Below are 17,390 nucleotides of genomic sequence, written 5' to 3' on the forward strand. Positions count from 1 at the left end.
GGGAAAGAGGAGGGTAAATTTTCAGCGTTGCTGGCTCCCCGTCAGCCGGATTGGGTTGCATCGCAGGGGTGTCGAAAGAGTCAACTGCGGTCCAAAGCTGTTGGACTTGGGTGAAAAGGGCGTTTATTCTTCCTATACGTTGTCGGCAGCGGGCCAAAAAGGAATACGTCCATGCCCATCGAGGTGAAACCGGCTGTGAGCGCGGGTTCAAGCATATAGCCCGACAGGCGCGTATCCTTGCCGATCACGACACGATGGCGGTGGTCACCGCGACGAAAGACACGGCCAGCCGCCATGCCGACGCGCAAGGCGGTTTCCGCCGTCATCGCGCCTTCGTTGGCTTTGCCACGAATACCGTCTGTGCCGAAATATTTGCGCACCATAAGGTCGATTATCCTGTCGTCGGGTCGCCCTCAAAGGGGACATGCCTGCTGAACCGCGAATATAGAGAAATATCCCGAATGTGCAGTTAACGAATTCTTGCGGTTTCTTTCAGCGCCGCCAATACCGCCAGCCCGTCGCGCAAGGGGCGCGGCTCGTGTGTGCGGATGAAGTCAGCTCCACCTGCGGCGGCGGCAAGCTCTGCAGCGAGTGTCGCGGCCCCGACATCCCCCGGACCACGGCCTGTGAGCGCGCGCAGAAAGGATTTGCGCGAAACAGACAGAAGCACCGGCAAATCGAAGCGCAGCCGCAATTCATCGAACCGCGCCAGCACCGAGAGCGAGGTTTCGGGAGCAGCCCCCAGAAAAAACCCCATGCCGGGATCAAGGACAAGGCGGTTGCGTTTGATACCGGCACCCGTCAGCGCCGCGATGCGCGCGTCAAAGAACGCCGCAATGTGATCCATGATGTCGCCAGCGGGTGCCTCGCGCCGATCTGCCTGCCCGTCTTGCACCGAATGCATAACGACGAGTTTGGCAGATGATTTCGCCAATTGCGGATAGAACGCAGCGTCTGGAAAACCGCGAATATCATTGAGATAGGCCACACCACGCGACAAGGCATAGGCTTGCGTCGCGGGTTGATAACTGTCGAGCGAGACGGGAATGCCATCTGCCTTGAGCGCGTCCAGCACCGGCGCGATACGCGCGATTTCTGTGTCGGACGAAACAGGCGCGGCGTCGGGATTGCTGGATGCCGGACCGAGGTCGATCACATCTGCCCCCTCGGCCATCAGCTTACGCGCCTGCGCAATGGCTGCGTCTGGCGCCAGATACCGGCCTCCATCGGAGAAACTGTCCGAGGTTATGTTGACGATGCCGAAAATGATGAGCGATTTATTCATGGGGGCTTCTATAATAATAATAATCGAGCATGAGTCTCATACGGATGCTCGGGTCGAAAGGGAATCCCCAGGCGAGTAACCTGTTTGCGGTGATCCATTAGCTGCAGGAGCAGAAGAGCATACATCTGGAAGCAAAGCCAGGAAAGCGGCCTATGGAGCTGTGCGGCAGCGCTCAGTAGGCAATTTTTCAAAATATTGTTAAGCCTTTTCTGAGCATGGTATTTTTCATGGTATTACCAATTAGCAGGAAAATAAGCCATTGAATATAAAAGATAAAAATGTCTTGTTTACAATAGAGTGGGAGTGATCCATCGTCTGGCGGCATAGCCAGGCACCTGAAGCCATCAAAAGCCACTAAGCCCGCATCTTTGCGGGCTTAGTGGCTTTTTTTATGGTACGGGCGGGCAGCAAGGGGAAGCGCCAGATCGACCGGTCTTCTTACTGCTTGACTGAACCCTTTAGTTTCTTGATGTACGCAAGGAAATGTGGCCGTAAGTCGGCAAATAGCGGATTGCTGCGATTCTCCAACATCACTTCGCCGAACAGCTTTTGCCCGACGACCAATGCAGCAGTAGCTTGCGCATCTAGCACTTCGCGGCTGCGAACACGTTCGACGATGCCGAAAATTTCGTCGTGGTTACCCACCTCGAACACCAACGGGTCGCACTGCTGGGGGTTGCCATTGGCATCGGCTAGATACTCCAGGGTTACGCGGTAACGGTGTTGCTTCATTGGTTGGCTCCTATCGATGTGTTGAAAATTGCACGTGCACCTTCGGCACTCAGCCCGGCTGTGCTGCTGGGCCGATAGCCTCTTACGGCACGCCGCTCAAGCCACGGCATGGCGACGGGTCGGTTCATGACAAAATCGGGATATTGGTTGATAATGTCAACATTCTATCAATTTTAGTTGACATATACAACCATATCCGTATGAGCACCTTTTCTAATACTTCCGGCTCGGAAGTTCGCCTGCCTGCGAAAGCGCCGGTAGATTTGCTGCACGAGCTGACCAGTCTCTTCACCAACATCAGACAGGCGATTCAGTTGCGTCTTAATGTTGAAGGCCCGATAGCCGGGCTCGGGCCGAGACACTATCGTCTACTGTTGGTCTGTCAGCAGGCGCCGGGTATCACCCAGCAAGGGCTTGTGCAACGAGTTGGACGTGATAAGGGACAGATCGCCCGCGTAGTGCATGAACTTGTCGCTGCCGGGCTGCTACGCCGTGAGCCACACCCAGACGATCGGCGCAGCCACCTGCTGCAAATCACCTCAGCTGGTGCTATGGCTAGTGCATTTTTCAGCGATGCCGAGGCCCAGATCGCGGCTGAGCTCTTTGGTTGGGTCGATCCAAGCCGGCTAGCAGCGCTTGTTGGCGAACTTCAAACGCTCCGCACAGCGATCAAATAATCCAGTCGGCAGGCTTACCGTTGCTTTGCCGGGGTAATGCCGCGCCAAAGGTATAGGTTGCCGGCCGTTCGGCTGCACTTAACCCAGCGCTGGCCCATTCGGCGAGTGTTTCGGCCAGCATCAAATCGTCCTCGTAGCCTGCGCGGGGCACTACAAATGCTTTAAGGCGGTTGCCTTCGTCTGCACGCATTAGCCTGACGACAACGTCTTGTACGGCGGGGTGCTGCGCTATGACCTTAGCCGCTCGCGCCGGGAAAACATTAATGCCACCCACCTGTACGACCTGGTCACGGCGGCCTGCTGGCCTGAAATGGTTTTCATCTTGCCAGGTCAGGTGGTCTTGCAGCGTGAATCGGGCCGTTGCACCGTCGGGCATACGCCGGGCAAGTGCGGCGCCGTCGTCTTGTGCTTGCCAGTAGGCAAAGCAGGTGTATGGGGCAGTTTCATCGTCGCGCCACCCAATACCCGCAGTTTCGCTGCTGCCAAAAATTTGTACCAACTTATTTAGCCCTGCAGCACGCATATCAATAGCCACTGCGTTGGGGCATGGAGCGCCCGATGTCACGCCGACGACGTTATCTGGCAATGCGCGTGCCAAGCGCGCTAAGTTTTGCCAATAATCGGGGTGACCAATAACCAGGTCGCCCGGCTGCATGGCCGATAACAATGCGCCTGGGCTGCTGGTTCGCACATCAATAATCTGCTCGGCCTTAATGCTCAAGGCTTGTGGCAGTAAAACTGTGAATAAAAACCCGTAAATGTGGTGCGCCGGCACAGCGCTTAGTACACGTCTACGCCCGTCGAACAAAACGCTCAGTTCGCTAATTTCTTGTTGCAGCGACGCCAGGCTGTGTTCACACCGCTTGGGTGTGCCGCTGCTGCCCGATGTGCTGAAGGTAATGTCGGCGCTATGTTGCCTTAGGCTGGTGTAGGCGACCGAAACCCAATCTTGTATTTCAAGCCTGGCCAGCAAGTAGTCTTCAATACCGGACCGATGTATGTGCAGCAGTTCCGACAAGCTGGTGGCCAGCGACAGCAATTCTAGCGAGTCGGCGCCCAGGTCACGAATAAGGTGCAGCTCGTTGGGCCAGGGCAGGGTGTGCAAGAGCGGCCGTCTGCGCATCGTTGTCAACTCAGCGTTGAGCAGATCGCAGACGACGCGATGCAGGACACCCGGTTGTTCCCACCAGCAGGTTGGTGATGCCGATTGCCCTGTCATTTTTTTCGCCTAGATGCGTTTAACAAAAATCCAGTACGTGTCGCCGCTGATGGCCCGTTTCATGTGAACTTTGACCTTTGTCGGCTTCATCTGGTAGTCAAAAACGTATTCGAAAATAGTGTTCAGGTCGCCTGTTTTGACACCGGCATCGAACACCCCTTTGAAGGTGGCTTTAGACGTGCAGGGAGCAACGTCGCGAAAGAAGTTCTTTCCGATTACGTCGGCGGGGTTACGCCCTGTAATGGCGCCTTCAGCCGAGTTGTATTTCAGAATTGTCCCATCTTTGTCTAGTTCAATAGCGCCGAACGCCAATTTATCTATTTCGCCGGAAGACATTTTCCCGAGGGTGTTTTCGATGTCTGATTTACCAAAAGCAATAATGTCGAGTTCTTTCATTCGTTTGGCCTTAAGGGTTTTGAGCTGAAATTGGCTTCTATTTACACAAAGCGATGTATTTGATTACTGTCGTGTAACTATGCTCAAACGATACGCTTAAATATTTTATTTGTCTAGGACAAATTCGGTTCAATGCCTGGGTGTGTTGTGCAGTTCCAGATGGGGAGAAAAATACCGCGAAAAATGGTTGTCACGCTTTATAATTTTCATATGCAACCGAACGCCTACACGCCGATGGCCAGCTTCGTTGATCTTCTGATGGACGCTGTCTTTGCGGTTAACCTGGATGCCTCCATCGTCTTCGCAAGCGCGTCGTGCGAACGTATTTTCGGTTACACGCCAAAAGAAATGATTGGCAAAAACATGTTCGACCTGATGCTGCCCGAAGACCGCGAACGCACTCGCACATCGGTGCAAGAGGTCATGTCTGGTTGCCCGCAGCTTCACTTCGAGAATCGCTATGTCCGTAAAGACGGGCAGGTTGTGTACATCATGTGGTCGGCGCGGTGGTCGTCGGCCGACCAGTTACGTATTGGCGTTGCGCGCGACATTACTGAACGAAAGCGGGCCGAATCTTTACAGGCGGCTCTTTACGCCATTTCCGAAGCCGCTCACCGCGCCGATGATGTGTTGACGTTATTTCAGCATCTTCATCAGATTGTGGGCACGCTGTTACCGGTTGATGATTTCTCGGTTGCGTTGATCGACTCCGAAACAGGCGAGCTTGGTTTTCCGTATCCGGAAAATGCCGGCTGCCGTAGGTTGGCACTGCTCAAGGAAATTTCCGGCCCACTCTGTCGTCAAATTGTCCGTACGGGCCTACCCATATTGCTGGCGCCCGACACAATGCGGCCATATCTTGCCGAACTTGATGTTTCTTCAAGTGTGCAACCCGTGGCGTGGTTAGGCGTGCCGCTTAAGTCGCAAAACGAAGTTATCGGTGTCATTGTGCTTAACAGGCATCCCGGCGGGTTGTGCTACAGCCACGAAGATCAGGCTTTGTTGCAGTTTGTCTCGACGCAAATCGCTGCTGCCATTGAGCGTCAGCAAATGCAGATGCGCCTCAAGCAAATGGCGCAGTACGATCAGTTGACTGGCCTGCCCAACCGCGCATTGCTATACGACCGTCTGAAGGTTGCATTGTCGATAGCCCGACGAGAGCAAGCGTGTTTTTCATTGCTTTATCTTGATATAGATAAATTCAAGCAAGTCAACGACACCTTGGGCCACGGCATCGGAGACCTTTTGCTAAAAGAAGTGGCCAGGCGTCTGAAGCTGTGTGTGCGCGAATCGGATACCGTCGCTCGTGTGGGTGGCGATGAATTTATTGTGTTGTTGCATCGCAGCCCATTGCCAGAGCAAGCCGAAGTAATCGCTAAAAAAATCCGTGACGTATTTAGCCAACCATGTGTCTTGAACGGGCACAGCTTTAACATTGCTTCCAGTATTGGGCTTGCGCGTTACCCCGAGCACGGTACAGATGAATCGCAATTGATTGAGTTCGCCGATAAAAGTATGTACCTGGAGAAAAAAGCCAAGGTTTGCCAAGCGGCGCTGCTGGCGGCCGCGCACCGCAAGGGTAACGCCTTATTGTGAGCTATGCGCCTGTTGCTCAGTGCTGCTGTGGCCTGGGCAACCACCGCCAGAACACCCAGGCCGCGGCAAACCCCAGCCCGCCTACCATGGCAACGCCGGCACCTAGCGAAACTAAAGCGGTTATGCCTGACAGCATTAGTGGCCCGGTGCTGCCGCCAATATCTGATAGCAGGCGCCACAGCCCCAAAAATTGGCGTCTTCCCTCGGACGGCGACGCGTCTGCACCTATCGTCATGATAAGCCCCGACCCAATTCCGTTGCCAAACCCCAGAATCATGCTGACAACGATGAAGGCAGACAGGCTTGTGGTAAAGGGCATGATGAGCAGCATGCTGCCCATGATGATCATCGAGGGCAGGGCGACCCAAAGCCGTCCTTTTTTGTCCATGACTTTGCCTGCAGGATAGAACAGCAGCATGTCGATGGCCCCCATTAGCCCATACACGACGGCGGTAGTGGTAGCGTCTACGCCGATGTGTGCGGCCCATAAGGGGATAACCACCTGTCGACATGAACGAATGGCCATGACGCAGACGCATCCCAGCCCCAGCGTCAGGTAGGTGCGCGCATGACGGCGGGCAATATTGCGTAAATTAGGTTTTGGGCCGGCCGGCTTGTCGCCAGGGGCCTGTGCAGCGGGCTTGTGTTCGAAATCGGGGATAGTGAAAGCCAAAGCACCGGCTGCGGCCACAGCGGCCAGCGCCACCAGGTAGCCGCCTGACAGCCCCGTAAAATGCATAACGCCGGCCCCAAGAAAGGGGCCGACAAAAAGTCCGATACGCGTGACGCCACCCAGGGTGGACAGCGCCCGTGCCCGCATGCCGATGGGAACCACTTCGGTCAGATAGGTTTGCCGTGCCAGTAAAAAGACTGAATTCGACATGCCGATAAGCAGCACGCCCAAAGCCAGCACTAGGGCATGTGGCGCCAGCAGGCACAATAGCAAGCCGATGAGGCTCAGCAACGAGGCGCCTACCATGGCAAGGCGCTCGCCGAATCGGGCAATAAACAAAGCCGCCGGGATATTGTTGAGCAATGAGCCGATACCGATCAGGGCCACAATAAGCCCGGACAATGCTACCGACGCACCCAGCTCGCGTGCAGTCAGTGCGATGATCGGATAAATTGCGCCTTCGCCAATACCAAACAGCAACGATGGGCCAAAGGCGGCAACCGCAATTTTGCGCAGGCTGAATTCTGTATTATGGGTAGGCACGACGAGGTCTTGGTGAAAAAATAGCGATGTTGGGCATTGTGCCCATTGGTTCTGTGTATTGTAGAACGGTGCACCTGACTGACATTTGAACAAGCGATGACCACGCGTGGTCATCCTGGTCTGGGTGCAACAAATCAATAAAGGGGAAAACACATGCCGGTGTTGACCGCAGTGGCGGTATTGCTTGTGTTGCAGTTGGTTGGCGAAGTGTTTGTGCGCTTGACGCAGTTGCCAGTGCCAGGTGCGCTGGTGGGGTTGCTATTGCTGTTTGCCGGCCTGGTGTGGCGTGGTCGCTTGCCAGCGGCACTGCGCGATACGGCCAAGCACGTGCTGCAGCACCTGATGCTGCTATTCATTCCGGCCGTGGCCGGCATTATGCTGCACTTCGATCGCATTGCGGCCGAATGGCTGCCGTTTCTGCTGGCCTGCATTTTGGGTACGGCTATTACCATCGTGGTAACGGCGCTCACCCTGTCCTGGATGCTCAAGCGCCAGAATCGGGGGCAATCATGACCGACGCCTTGATGTCTTTATGGTCGGGGTTGCAGGCATCGCCGCTCGTGTGGGTTACCGTTACAACCGTCATTTACTTGTTGGCTCTGATGCTCTACAAGCGTTCAGGCAGTCACCCGTTTTTATTGCCGGTGCTGACGTCGGTTGTGGCCATCGTTGGGCTTTTGGTGGTCTCTGGCACGCCTTTTCAGGCTTACGAAGAGGGCACCCGCTTCATGAGCTTTCTGATCGGCCCCGCAACCGTCGCGCTGGCTGTGCCGCTGTACAGCCAGCTGACTCGTCTTAAAAGTATCTGGAAGCCTTTGGCCGTGGCCCTAGTGGTTGGCTGTTTTACCGCCATTTTTTCGGCGCTGGGTATTGCTTGGCTGTTTGGGGCCTCTACCGAAACCCTATTGTCATTGGCGCCCAAGTCGGCCACCATGCCCATAGCCATGGAAGTGGCCCAGCTAACCGGCGGGTTGCCATCGTTTACAACGGTGGCAGTAGCCATTACCGGAATAGCAGGCGCTATTATTACCGGCCCTATTTTGCGCGTATTACACATCAGCGATCCGGTCATTCACGGCTTTACCAAGGGGCTGTCGGCCCACGCCATCGGTACGGCCAAAGCGATACAGGTAGGCGAAACCAACGGTGCATTCTCTGCGCTGGGGTTGTGTCTTAACGGGATCGCTACTGCGCTGGCGGTGCCGCTGGTGCTCAAGCTTTTTGGTTTGTTTTAATTTTCAAGGAAATTGTCATGCCTTCTTTTGACGTCGTCTCCGAAGTCGATAAACACGAGTTAAGCAACGCGGTCGACCAGGCCAATCGGGAACTGGTCAGCCGTTTTGACTTTAAGGGCAGTAATGCCACCTTCGAGCTTGAGGGGTATGTGGTCACGCAAGTGGCGCCCAGCCCGTTTCAGCTTCGTCAGATGCTTGATATTTTGCGCGGTCGCTTGTCGGCACGCGGCATTGATGTGCGTTGCCTTGAAGAGGGTGAAATTGCCGAGAACGTATCTGGCGCACGACAAAAAGTGACGGTACGCCAGGGTATCGAACAATCGGTGTCCAAAAAGCTGATTGCGGCGATTAAAGCGGCCAAGCTCAAGGTCGAAACCCAGATCAATGGTGACAAATTGCGTGTCACCGGGAAAAAGCGCGATGACCTGCAGTCGGCCATTGCCTTGCTGCGTCAGCAAGAAGTCGACCTACCGTTGCAGTTTAATAACTTCCGCGATTAGGCCGCGGGTTTTTGCGGCTATCCGTCAACGTTAACGCCGCCCATCAGGGCGGCGTTTTCAATGGGCTAATTGCGCAGCCTGTAACCGGTCTTGAATATCCAGGCCACAATGCCCAAGCAAGCAGCCAAAATGCCCAGTGTTACGCCCAGGCTAACCGGCAGGCTGATGTCGGCCGCGCCGTAGAAGCTCCAGCGAAATCCGCTGATCAGGTAAACCACCGGGTTAAGCAGGCTAACGGCCTGCCAAAACGGCGGCAGCATACTAATGGCGTAGAAGCTGCCGCCTAAAAATGTGAGCGGCGTCACAATCAGCAGCGGCACTATCTGCAGGTTTTCGAAGCTGTCGGCCCACACGCCAATAATGAATCCGAACAAGCTGAACGTAAGGGCAGTCAGCACTAAAAACACCACCATCCAGACCGGGTGTTCGATGCGCAAGGGCACAAAAAATGTTGCGGTCGCCATGATGATGAGGGCCAGTACCAGCGATTTGCTCGCCGCGGCTCCTACATAGCCCATCAAAATTTCTATATACGAAACCGGTGCCGATAGCAGCTCGTAGATGGTGCCTGTAAAGCGCGGAAAATAGATGCTGAAAGACGCATTGGAAATACTTTGCGTCAGGACTGACAGCATGATCAGGCCCGGCACAATAAAGGCGCCGTAACTGACCCCGTCGATATCCGCCATACGACTGCCAATGGCCGACCCAAACACCACAAAGTAAAGCGACGTCGACAAAATAGGGGCCAGCACGCTTTGCGACAGGTTGCGGCGCAGGCGATACATTTCAAACATGTAAATGGCCTTGATGGCTTGTACGTTCATTTCGTCTCCTTGATCAGGTCGACGAAAATATCCTCAAGCGAGCTTTGGCGCGTGTGCAGGTCGGTATATACGATACCGGCCCGATAAAGGCGGTCGATCAGGGCGGCAATGTCGGCGGTGTCGTCTTTGGTGTCGTAGGTGTACACCAGTTGTCGGCCGTCGGCTGACAGCGCAATGTGCGGGTCTTGCAAGGTATCGGGCAAGCGGGTTAGCGCTTGCTTTAGTTCAAGGGTAAGTTGCTTTTTACCAAACGAACGCATCAGGGTGTGTTTGTCTTCGACCAAAATCAGCCGCCCCTGGCGTATCACCCCGACGCGATCAGCCATTTCTTCGGCTTCTTCAATGTAATGCGTAGTCAAAATAATGGTGACGCCTTCTTGCTTGAGCCCGCGAATGACGTCCCACATGCCTTTGCGCAGTTCAACGTCGACCCCGGCCGTAGGTTCGTCAAGAAACAATACCGGCGGTTCGTGTGACAGTGCCTTGGCAATCAGAACGCGCCTTTTCATGCCACCAGACAAGGTCAGCATGCGGTTGTTGCGTTTGTCCCAGAGCGACAGCGACTTGAGGATTTTTTCGATAAGCGCAGGGTTGGGGCGCTTGCCGAACAGCCCACGACTATAGCTGACGGTATTCCATACTTTTTCGAAGGCTTCGGCGGTAAGTTCTTGCGGTACCAGGCCGATGCAGCGGCGGGCTTCCCGGTATTGTTTTACGTTGTCGAAGCCGTCAATGGTCACCTGCCCGGCGGTTAAATTGACCAGGCCGCAAATACTATTAATAAGCGTTGTTTTGCCGGCGCCGTTCGGGCCTAGCAGGGCAAAGATCTCGCCGCGATGAATATCCAGGTTGATGTTATCCAGCGCCTGAAACCCGGAAGCGTAGGTCTTGGATACGTTGCGGATAGAGATAATAGGTGATGCCACACAGCCCTCGTTCTGATGAATCGCCGATACGCAGCCGGCCCGATTTGCCCTAAGATTAAATGCATTGGCCGGCAGGTCGTATCAGTATAAAGACTACCATGAGCACACACGAACCAACGGCGTTATTGACACCCGCTGAAATGGCCCAGGCCGATGCGGCGACCGTGGCACGAGGAGTATCGGGCATTGACCTGATGGAAGCCGCCGGGCGTGCCGTCGCGCAGGCCATTATGCGTCGCTGGCCGCGCCGCTCTGTATTGGTGGCCTGTGGCCCCGGTAATAATGGCGGCGACGGTTATGTGGTGGCACGGCATCTGGCGGCGCATGGCTGGCCGGTGCAGGTTGGGGCGCTCAACGGCACTCGGCCGTCGGGCCGCGATGCCGCACACCATGCGGCCTTGTGGGAAGGCGTTGTTCAAACGTTATCCGTCGGCTTGCTCGACGAGGCCGAGTTATTGGTTGATGCCTTGTTTGGGGCAGGCCTTGGCCGGCCGGTTACCGGCGACGCGGCCGAGTTCATTGAAGCGGTTCGGCATCGCGGCCTGGCCGTATGCGCGGTCGACTTGCCCAGCGGGCTTGATGGTCGCACGGGTCGGGTGCAAGGGGTGGCGGCGCGCGCCGACCTGACCGTCACATTTTTTCGAAAAAAGCCTGCCCATGTGCTGTTTCCGGGTCGCGGGTTGTGCGGAGAAATTGAACTGGCAGACATTGGTATTGCCCCTGACGTGCTCGACACTATCGCGCCGGCTACTTTTGAAAATAGCCCCGCGCTTTGGCAGCGCCATTTTCCCTGGCCGTCGCTTGAAGGGCATAAGTATCACCGCGGGCATGTGCTGGTGGTGGGTGGGCAGACCATGACAGGTGCTGCCCGTTTGTCGGCCCGCGCTGCGGCGCGTATTGGCGCAGGGTTGGTGACGGTTGCTGCACCGGTGTTTGCATGGCCGGTATATGCCGCTGCTCTCGAAGGCATTATGGTCACGCCGTTTACCGATATGGGCAGCCTGCGCGATATTTTCAGTGACAGCCGCAAAAACGTGCTGGTGATCGGCCCCGGGGCCGGCGTCGGCGGACAAACTCGCGAACAGGTGCTGGGTGCTTTGGCAACCGGTCGGCGCCTGGTGCTCGATGCCGACGCCATTACCTCATTTTCGGCGCAGCCCCAGTCATTGTTGTCGGCTTTGCACCACGAGTGCGTGTTGACCCCGCATGAGGGCGAGTTTGTGCGCTTGTTTGGGGACGCCGACACCGACAAGCTGACGCGGGCGCGTGAGGCTGCGCAGCGTTCAGGGGCAGTGGTGTTGCTGAAGGGCGCCGATACCGTCATTGCTGCGCCCGACGGTCAGGCCGTCGTCAATACCAATGCACCGGCGTTTTTAGCCACAGGGGGTACGGGGGATGTTTTGACAGGTTTAATTGCCGGCTTGATGGCGCAGGGTATGCCCCCGTTTTGGGCTGCATGTGCAGCCACATGGGTTCATGCCCGTGCAGCTACCCGTTTTGGCCCTGGGTTGGTATCTGATGATTTGCCGGGGTACGTGCCGGCAGTATTACGTGAGCTGTACGGCGATGCCGGCCCAGAGGGCCGGCATGCGGGGGGCCTGGCTTATTAGTGCGAAAAAAGAATGGGTACCGTCATCGAGTCGAGTAAGGTTTTTGAGGTTCCCCCGAGCATCCATTCGCTGGCGCGGCTACGGTTATATGCCCCCATAACGATCAGGTCAGAACCATGGTCGCTGGCGGCGTTTAATATTGTGTTGCCAATGCCCGCGCTGGCGCTGTCCAGGCGTACGCGTCGAGGCTTGACATAGCCTTTTGAAACGCAATAGGTTTCGATATCTTCTTCGTGAACATCCTGCGATACCAGGCGGTTCGATCGCTCGTCGATGCTGACGATGACGATTTCTTTGGCGTTGGCCAAAATGGGCGCGGCGTCGGCAAACGCACGGGCGGCGCGACGGCCGTGATCCCAACACACCAAAATTCGGGAACCCACTGGGCGTTGTTCGCCAATATAAGGCACCATTAGCACCGGCCGGCCCGCCGACGTAATTACGGCTTCGGCGATACTGGGGCGAAAACTAGAAGTTTGCTTGACGGTCTGGCTCATGACGACCAGGTCGCAGTATCGCGCATGCAAGGCCAGCACTTCTTCCGACAGGCCTTTGGGGTTGCGCCAGGTGGCCTTGACACCGGCTGCGGCGGCTTGCTCCTCGAACAACGATTTCATTTCGTCGCGTTCTTGCGCCAAATGGGCGGTCATCATCTGGCTAACTTCGCGAGGAATGAGGCTGCCGTCGCGCAAATAATCGGAGGGCTCCGGGCTGGGGTAGACGCCGACGACTTCAGCGTTGTGCGTTTTTGCTAGCCGCAGCGTAGTTTCGAGGCGGCGAACTTGGTTGTTGTCTTTGGTAAGATCAATAGCGATACGTCCCAGCATGCGCGTCTCCTGACGGGTTATAAAGTGGGTTGGACTCCGGTTTTCGTCAGTTTCGATTCTAAATACGAAAATCGGCCATAAGCTTGATTAAACGCAAAGTTCGCAGCGCTAAAAATACTATGTCCGATGTCATTGCCCTGGTTTTTGATTTTGACGATACCCTTGCCCCCGATAGTACCAGCGGGTTTCTAACTGAAATAGGCGTCGATGCCGGCCAGTTCTGGTCTGACCGGGTGGGCCCATTGCTCGACCACCATGACTGGGACCCGGTACCTGCGTATCTTCACGAAATGATCGAGCTGTCAAAGTCCCAAAAACATGGCTTGATCACTCAAGAGCGGCTTAAGGCATGGGGCCAGCGGTTGCCGCTGCACGACGGTGTCACTACGCTGTTCGATCGCTTGCGCCGTCATGTTCGGCAAGCGCACCCGCAAGTGCAGCTCGAGTTTTATCTTATTTCCAGCGGTATTGGCGATGTCGTTCGCCATACGCCTATTGCCCACGAGTTCACCGATATCTGGGCCTCTGAATTTATTTATGGTCCCGATGGCGGAATTCATTTTCCGCGCCGCATTGTCAGTTTTACCGATAAAACGCGTTATCTGTTTCATATCCAAAAGGGTATCGTCGGCACAGCGTCGCGCAACAAACCTTTCGAGGTCAATCGCAAAGTCGATCAAGACAAACTGCGCATTCCCTTTCAGCAAATGATTTTTATTGGCGACGGCTATACCGACATTCCGTGTTTCTCATTAGTACGTAAGTCGGGCGGCGTAGCGTTTGGCGTCTGGGACAGAAAACACCGCGAAAAGCGCAGTCGGGCTTGGGGCTTTATCCAAGAGGGGCGAGTGTCGAATCTGAATCAGGCACGTTACGACGAAGATGCCGAGCTTTATCAATGGCTTGAAGAGGCCGTAGAAAGTCTGGCCGGGCGCATTACATTGAATTCGCGAATGTATGTCGGCTGACGTACCTATGCCTGCCGACCTCTTTACCCCGGCTGATCACTGGGCGATGCAGCAGGCGATGGACCAGGCTGCGCTTGCTGCGCAAATCGGCGAGGTGCCAGTGGGTGCTGTGGTTGTTGATGCTGAAGGCAGCATTATTGGCACGGGCTACAACCGTACCATCACCGATCACGATCCCACCGCTCATGCCGAAATCGTCGCATTGCGCGATGCTGCCGCGCGTTTGGGCAACTACCGGTTGCCCGGGGCCCGTGTTTACGTCACGCTCGAGCCCTGCACAATGTGCATGGGCGCCATGGTGCATGCGCGCGTCTCCCAGGTTGTCTTCGGGGCAGCCGACCCCAAAACGGGCGCGTGCGGCAGCGTGCTGGATATTGCCGCTATCGATCAGATCAATCATCATACCCAGGTGGCCGGCGGTTTGTTGGCCGACGCCTGCGGCACGTTGCTGTCCGACTTTTTCCGCGCGCGGCGTGCCGCTATTCGTGCGCAAAAGGGCAAGCCACCACTGGCCAATCTCATACCGACTTTGCCAGATGCCTCGCTGCCGCAGACGGATGCTTCGTCGCCACAGTCGGGCACCTTCCCGCCACTGCGGGGTGAGGATTCGTCATAAACTGTTTTTCTTGCTGCGTTGGTGTTGCGTTACCCTTTTGGTTCTGCCAAAGCAGTGTCACTTCAGCCCTTTTTCGGTTTGCCTCCATCCATGCCAGTTCAAGCCTCTGCCGCGCACCACGATCATCACCATGATCACGACTCTCATCATGACCACTGCCAGCCCGCACCCGACGGTATTTACCTGATCTCACCTTCGGGTGCAGTTTCCGACCCCGCGGCCGTCGACCTGGCTTGTCAGCGCCTGCAGGCGTTGGGCTTTAAAACCACCGTCGATCGCACCGCGCTGGCCGTACACGAACGTTTTGCGGGTACCGACAAGCAGCGTCTGGCGGGTATACAGCGGGCGCTCAAACAGAAGCATCCCGTTGTTATGGCGACGCGTGGCGGGTACGGGCTGAGCCGCCTGTTGCCATTTATCGACTGGGCGGCAGTGGCGCAAAGCGGCAAGCAGTTTGTGGGGCTGAGCGATTTCACGCTGTTCAACCTGGCGTTATTGGCTAAAACCGGCGCGCAAAGTTTTTCGGGGCCGATGGCCGTAGGCGACTTTGGCGCCAAAAAGCTCGACGATCTGACCGCTGCGCTATTTAACGAAGCCCTAAGCGGCCAGCTTGAAATTTTAAGTTTTGAATCGCCTGATGCCGACAAGGTCGATGCGCGCGGCGTATTGTGGGGCGGTAATCTGGCTATGGTGGCGGCCTTGGTTGGCACGCCGTACATGCCGGACATCGACGGTGGAATTTTGTTTCTTGAAGACGTGGCCGAGCACCCGTACCGGGTCGAACGCATGCTGAGCCAGCTATGGCAGGCGGGTATTCTGGGCCGTCAAAAAGCTATCGTGCTGGGCCACTTCACCGATTACAAGCTGGCTAAAAACGATAATGGTTTCGATATGGCCAGTGTGATCAAGTGGTTGCGCTCAACCGTTAAAGTGCCTGTGGTAACCGGCTTGCCTTATGGTCATGTGCGGGTCAAGGCCACGTTGCCGGTAGGTAAACATGTCGGCATCGCCACCGAAAAAGGCATGGCTTATCTGGTGCTCGACGAGCATTAGGGTAAACTACCGGGTTAACCTTAATTTTTGTTTTGTGATGGTGGGTTACGCGTTGTGTGCCCCATCCGGTCAACCCTGTTTTTGGTGATACGTTTTAAGTGATTTCTACCGCTAATCTTACGATCCAGTTTGGTCCCAAGCCTTTATTTGAAAACGTCAGCGTTAAGTTTGGCGAGGGCAACCGCTACGGTCTGATCGGGGCCAACGGTTCCGGCAAGTCGACCTTCATGAAAATCATTGGCGGAGACCTCGAGTCTTCGTCGGGGAACGTATCGCTCGAACCCGGAGTACGCCTGGGTAAATTGCGTCAAGACCAGTTCGCCTATGAAGATATCCGGGTGCTCGACGTCGTCTTGATGGGCCACGCCGAAATGTGGGATGTCATGGCGCGCCGCGATGCCATTTATGCTAACCCCGAGGCCACTGAAGACGATTACATGGAAGCGGCCAACCTCGAGGCCAAGTTTGCCGAATACGATGGTTACACCGCCGAGGCCCGCGCAGGCGAGCTGCTGTTGGGTCTGGAAATCCCGGTCGAACAGCACAATCTGCCTATGCGCGAAATCGCACCGGGCTGGAAGCTGCGTATTTTGCTGGCGCAGGCGTTGTTTTCAAACCCCGACGTGCTTTTGCTCGACGAACCCACCAACAACCTCGATATCAATACCATTCGCTGGTTGGAAAACGTGCTGAACAGCTACCAAAGCACGATGATCATCATCAGCCACGACCGTCACTTCCTGAACCAGGTATGTACGCACATGGCCGACCTGGATTACCGCGAACTGCGCGTGTACCCAGGCAACTACGACGACTACATGTTGGCTGCAGCCCAGGCCCGTGAACGCGTCAGTGCCGTCAACGCTAAAGCCAAAGAGCGTGTCGCCGAGCTGCAAGACTTCGTGCGTCGTTTTGCTGCCAACAAGTCCAAATCGCGTCAGGCGACGTCGCGCTTAAAGCAAATCGATCGCATCAAAGCCGACACCATCGAGGTCAAGCCGTCTTCGCGTCAGAACCCGTACATCCGCTTCGAGCAAAAGAAAGTCATGCATCGTCTTGCCGTGACTATCGAAGGCATTTCCAAATCCTACGACCACCCTGTGATCCGGCCTTATTCGGCCATGGTCGAGGCTGGCGAAAAAATCGCAATTATCGGGGCCAACGGTGTCGGTAAAACCACGTTGCTGCGCATGCTGGCGGGCGATTTGGCCCCCGATGCGGGCAGTATCAAGTGGTCCGAAAACGCCGACTTGGGCTATATGGCCCAAGACGTTTCCGATCAGTTCCAGTCCGACGATAATCTTTTCGATTGGATGGCCAATTTCCGTCAGCCGGGCGACGACGACCAGGCAATGCGTTCAGTCTTGGGGCGTCTGCTGTTTTCTGCCGACGACATCGTTAAGTCGGTCAAGGTATTGTCGGGCGGCGAAAAGAACCGAATGAGTTTTGGTCGCCTGATGCTGAGTCGTCATAACGTTATGTTGCTCGACGAGCCCACCAACCACCTCGATATGGAATCGATCGAGTCATTGCAGTATGCCCTTGAAAAATACGAAGGTACGCTGTTCTTTGTCTCGCACGACCGCGAGTTCGTGTCGGGCTTGGCCACACGCATTCTCGAAATCCAGCACGATGGTCAGGTCGTTGACTACGCGGGCGGTTACGACGACTATCTCGCGTCTCGGGGTATCGAGGGCTAACGCTTTG

18 protein-coding genes and 1 pseudogene are annotated in these 17,390 nt (G+C 55.8%); 10 read left to right on the forward strand and 9 right to left on the reverse strand.

The features are described 5' to 3' along the window. Positions 1–140 precede the first annotated feature (140 nt). The 3 genes and pseudogenes from glmM to CHR62_RS07665 form a co-directional block, all read right to left on the reverse strand. Positions 141–383: pseudogene (glmM, locus tag CHR62_RS07650) on the reverse strand (phosphoglucosamine mutase); the annotation flags it as partial. Between the two features lie 86 nt (positions 384–469). Then, positions 470–1,285: a sulfonamide-resistant dihydropteroate synthase Sul2 gene (gene sul2 / locus CHR62_RS07655; RefSeq protein WP_001043260.1), complete on the reverse strand. Its 816-nt coding sequence runs from the start codon at positions 1,283–1,285 to the stop codon at positions 470–472. Between the two features lie 438 nt (positions 1,286–1,723). Beyond that, on the reverse strand, positions 1,724–2,017 hold the full coding sequence (locus CHR62_RS07665) for a DUF3861 domain-containing protein (RefSeq protein ID WP_123660530.1): 294 nt from the start codon (positions 2,015–2,017) through the stop codon (positions 1,724–1,726). Here CHR62_RS07665 and CHR62_RS07670 point away from each other — a divergent pair. Further along, entirely contained in the window at positions 2,017–2,694 is a 678-nt protein-coding gene (locus CHR62_RS07670) for a MarR family winged helix-turn-helix transcriptional regulator (protein WP_123660531.1), read from the forward strand. The genes CHR62_RS07665 and CHR62_RS07670 overlap by 1 nt on opposite strands. On the opposite strand, the gene CHR62_RS07675 is transcribed toward CHR62_RS07670, so the two are convergent. Continuing rightward, positions 2,687–3,913 carry an AMP-binding protein gene (locus CHR62_RS07675; RefSeq protein WP_123660532.1) on the reverse strand — a complete coding sequence of 409 codons (1,227 nt, stop codon included), beginning with the start codon at positions 3,911–3,913 and terminating at the stop codon, positions 2,687–2,689. The two genes, CHR62_RS07670 and CHR62_RS07675, sit on opposite strands and share 8 nt — an antisense overlap. A 9-nt stretch (positions 3,914–3,922) precedes the next feature. After that, positions 3,923–4,309, reverse strand: a complete 387-nt coding sequence (pyp, locus tag CHR62_RS07680; protein WP_123660533.1) for a photoactive yellow protein — start codon at positions 4,307–4,309, stop codon at positions 3,923–3,925. A gap of 210 nt (positions 4,310–4,519) precedes the next feature. Between pyp and CHR62_RS07685 the strand changes: the two genes are divergently transcribed. Next, a complete protein-coding gene (locus CHR62_RS07685; protein ID WP_093970534.1) occupies positions 4,520–5,905 on the forward strand; it encodes a GGDEF domain-containing protein in 1,386 nt (461 codons plus the stop codon). Between the two features lie 16 nt (positions 5,906–5,921). Here CHR62_RS07685 and CHR62_RS07690 read toward each other — a convergent pair whose 3' ends face one another. Further along, on the reverse strand, positions 5,922–7,121 hold the full coding sequence (locus CHR62_RS07690) for an MFS transporter (protein WP_123660534.1): 1,200 nt from the start codon (positions 7,119–7,121) through the stop codon (positions 5,922–5,924). A 159-nt stretch (positions 7,122–7,280) separates the two neighbouring features. Here CHR62_RS07690 and CHR62_RS07695 point away from each other — a divergent pair, with 159 nt between their 5' ends. Genes CHR62_RS07695 through CHR62_RS07705 form a run of 3 tightly spaced genes read left to right on the forward strand, consistent with a single transcriptional unit; the run spans position 7,281 to position 8,856 of the window. Further along, positions 7,281–7,634, forward strand: a complete 354-nt coding sequence (locus tag CHR62_RS07695) for a CidA/LrgA family protein (protein ID WP_093970532.1) — start codon at positions 7,281–7,283, stop codon at positions 7,632–7,634. Further along, the gene (locus tag CHR62_RS07700) at positions 7,631–8,356 is read left to right on the forward strand and encodes an LrgB family protein (protein WP_093970256.1); all 726 of its coding nucleotides are present in this window, start codon (positions 7,631–7,633) and stop codon (positions 8,354–8,356) included. Before CHR62_RS07695 ends, CHR62_RS07700 begins: the two co-directional genes overlap by 4 nt. 17 nt (positions 8,357–8,373) lie before the next feature. After that, positions 8,374–8,856: a YajQ family cyclic di-GMP-binding protein gene (locus CHR62_RS07705; protein ID WP_093970255.1), complete on the forward strand. Its 483-nt coding sequence runs from the start codon at positions 8,374–8,376 to the stop codon at positions 8,854–8,856. Between the two features lie 65 nt (positions 8,857–8,921). On the opposite strand, the gene CHR62_RS07710 is transcribed toward CHR62_RS07705, so the two are convergent. Both CHR62_RS07710 and CHR62_RS07715 read right to left on the reverse strand, forming a co-directional pair. After that, positions 8,922–9,683, reverse strand: coding sequence for an ABC transporter permease (locus CHR62_RS07710; RefSeq protein ID WP_093970254.1), 762 nt, complete (start codon positions 9,681–9,683; stop codon positions 8,922–8,924). Continuing rightward, positions 9,680–10,630 carry an ABC transporter ATP-binding protein gene (locus CHR62_RS07715; protein ID WP_370318050.1) on the reverse strand — a complete coding sequence of 317 codons (951 nt, stop codon included), beginning with the start codon at positions 10,628–10,630 and terminating at the stop codon, positions 9,680–9,682. Before CHR62_RS07715 ends, CHR62_RS07710 begins: the two co-directional genes overlap by 4 nt. A 77-nt stretch (positions 10,631–10,707) precedes the next feature. On the opposite strand from CHR62_RS07715, the gene CHR62_RS07720 reads away from it, so the two are divergent. Then, positions 10,708–12,219: an NAD(P)H-hydrate dehydratase gene (locus CHR62_RS07720; RefSeq protein WP_123660535.1), complete on the forward strand. Its 1,512-nt coding sequence runs from the start codon at positions 10,708–10,710 to the stop codon at positions 12,217–12,219. Here the strand turns inward: CHR62_RS07720 and CHR62_RS07725 are convergent. Further along, positions 12,216–13,046, reverse strand: coding sequence for a universal stress protein (locus tag CHR62_RS07725; protein ID WP_093970251.1), 831 nt, complete (start codon positions 13,044–13,046; stop codon positions 12,216–12,218). The genes CHR62_RS07720 and CHR62_RS07725 overlap by 4 nt on opposite strands. Before the next feature lie 119 nt (positions 13,047–13,165). On the opposite strand from CHR62_RS07725, the gene CHR62_RS07730 reads away from it, so the two are divergent. From CHR62_RS07730 to CHR62_RS07745, 4 genes are all read left to right on the forward strand, one after another. Next, a complete protein-coding gene (locus CHR62_RS07730) occupies positions 13,166–14,014 on the forward strand; it encodes an HAD family hydrolase (RefSeq protein ID WP_093970531.1) in 849 nt (282 codons plus the stop codon). A 46-nt stretch (positions 14,015–14,060) separates the two neighbouring features. Beyond that, the gene (tadA, locus tag CHR62_RS07735) at positions 14,061–14,630 is read left to right on the forward strand and encodes a tRNA adenosine(34) deaminase TadA (RefSeq protein ID WP_093970530.1); all 570 of its coding nucleotides are present in this window, start codon (positions 14,061–14,063) and stop codon (positions 14,628–14,630) included. 90 nt (positions 14,631–14,720) lie between these two features. Continuing rightward, the gene (locus tag CHR62_RS07740; RefSeq protein ID WP_123660536.1) at positions 14,721–15,683 is read left to right on the forward strand and encodes an LD-carboxypeptidase; all 963 of its coding nucleotides are present in this window, start codon (positions 14,721–14,723) and stop codon (positions 15,681–15,683) included. 98 nt (positions 15,684–15,781) lie between these two features. Next, positions 15,782–17,383: an ABC-F family ATPase gene (locus CHR62_RS07745; RefSeq protein WP_093970249.1), complete on the forward strand. Its 1,602-nt coding sequence runs from the start codon at positions 15,782–15,784 to the stop codon at positions 17,381–17,383. Positions 17,384–17,390: the final 7 nt, after the last annotated feature.

Source organism: Pusillimonas sp. NJUB218 (genome assembly GCF_003788685.1).
In the GTDB taxonomy this organism is placed as follows: domain Bacteria; phylum Pseudomonadota; class Gammaproteobacteria; order Burkholderiales; family Burkholderiaceae_B; genus Neopusillimonas.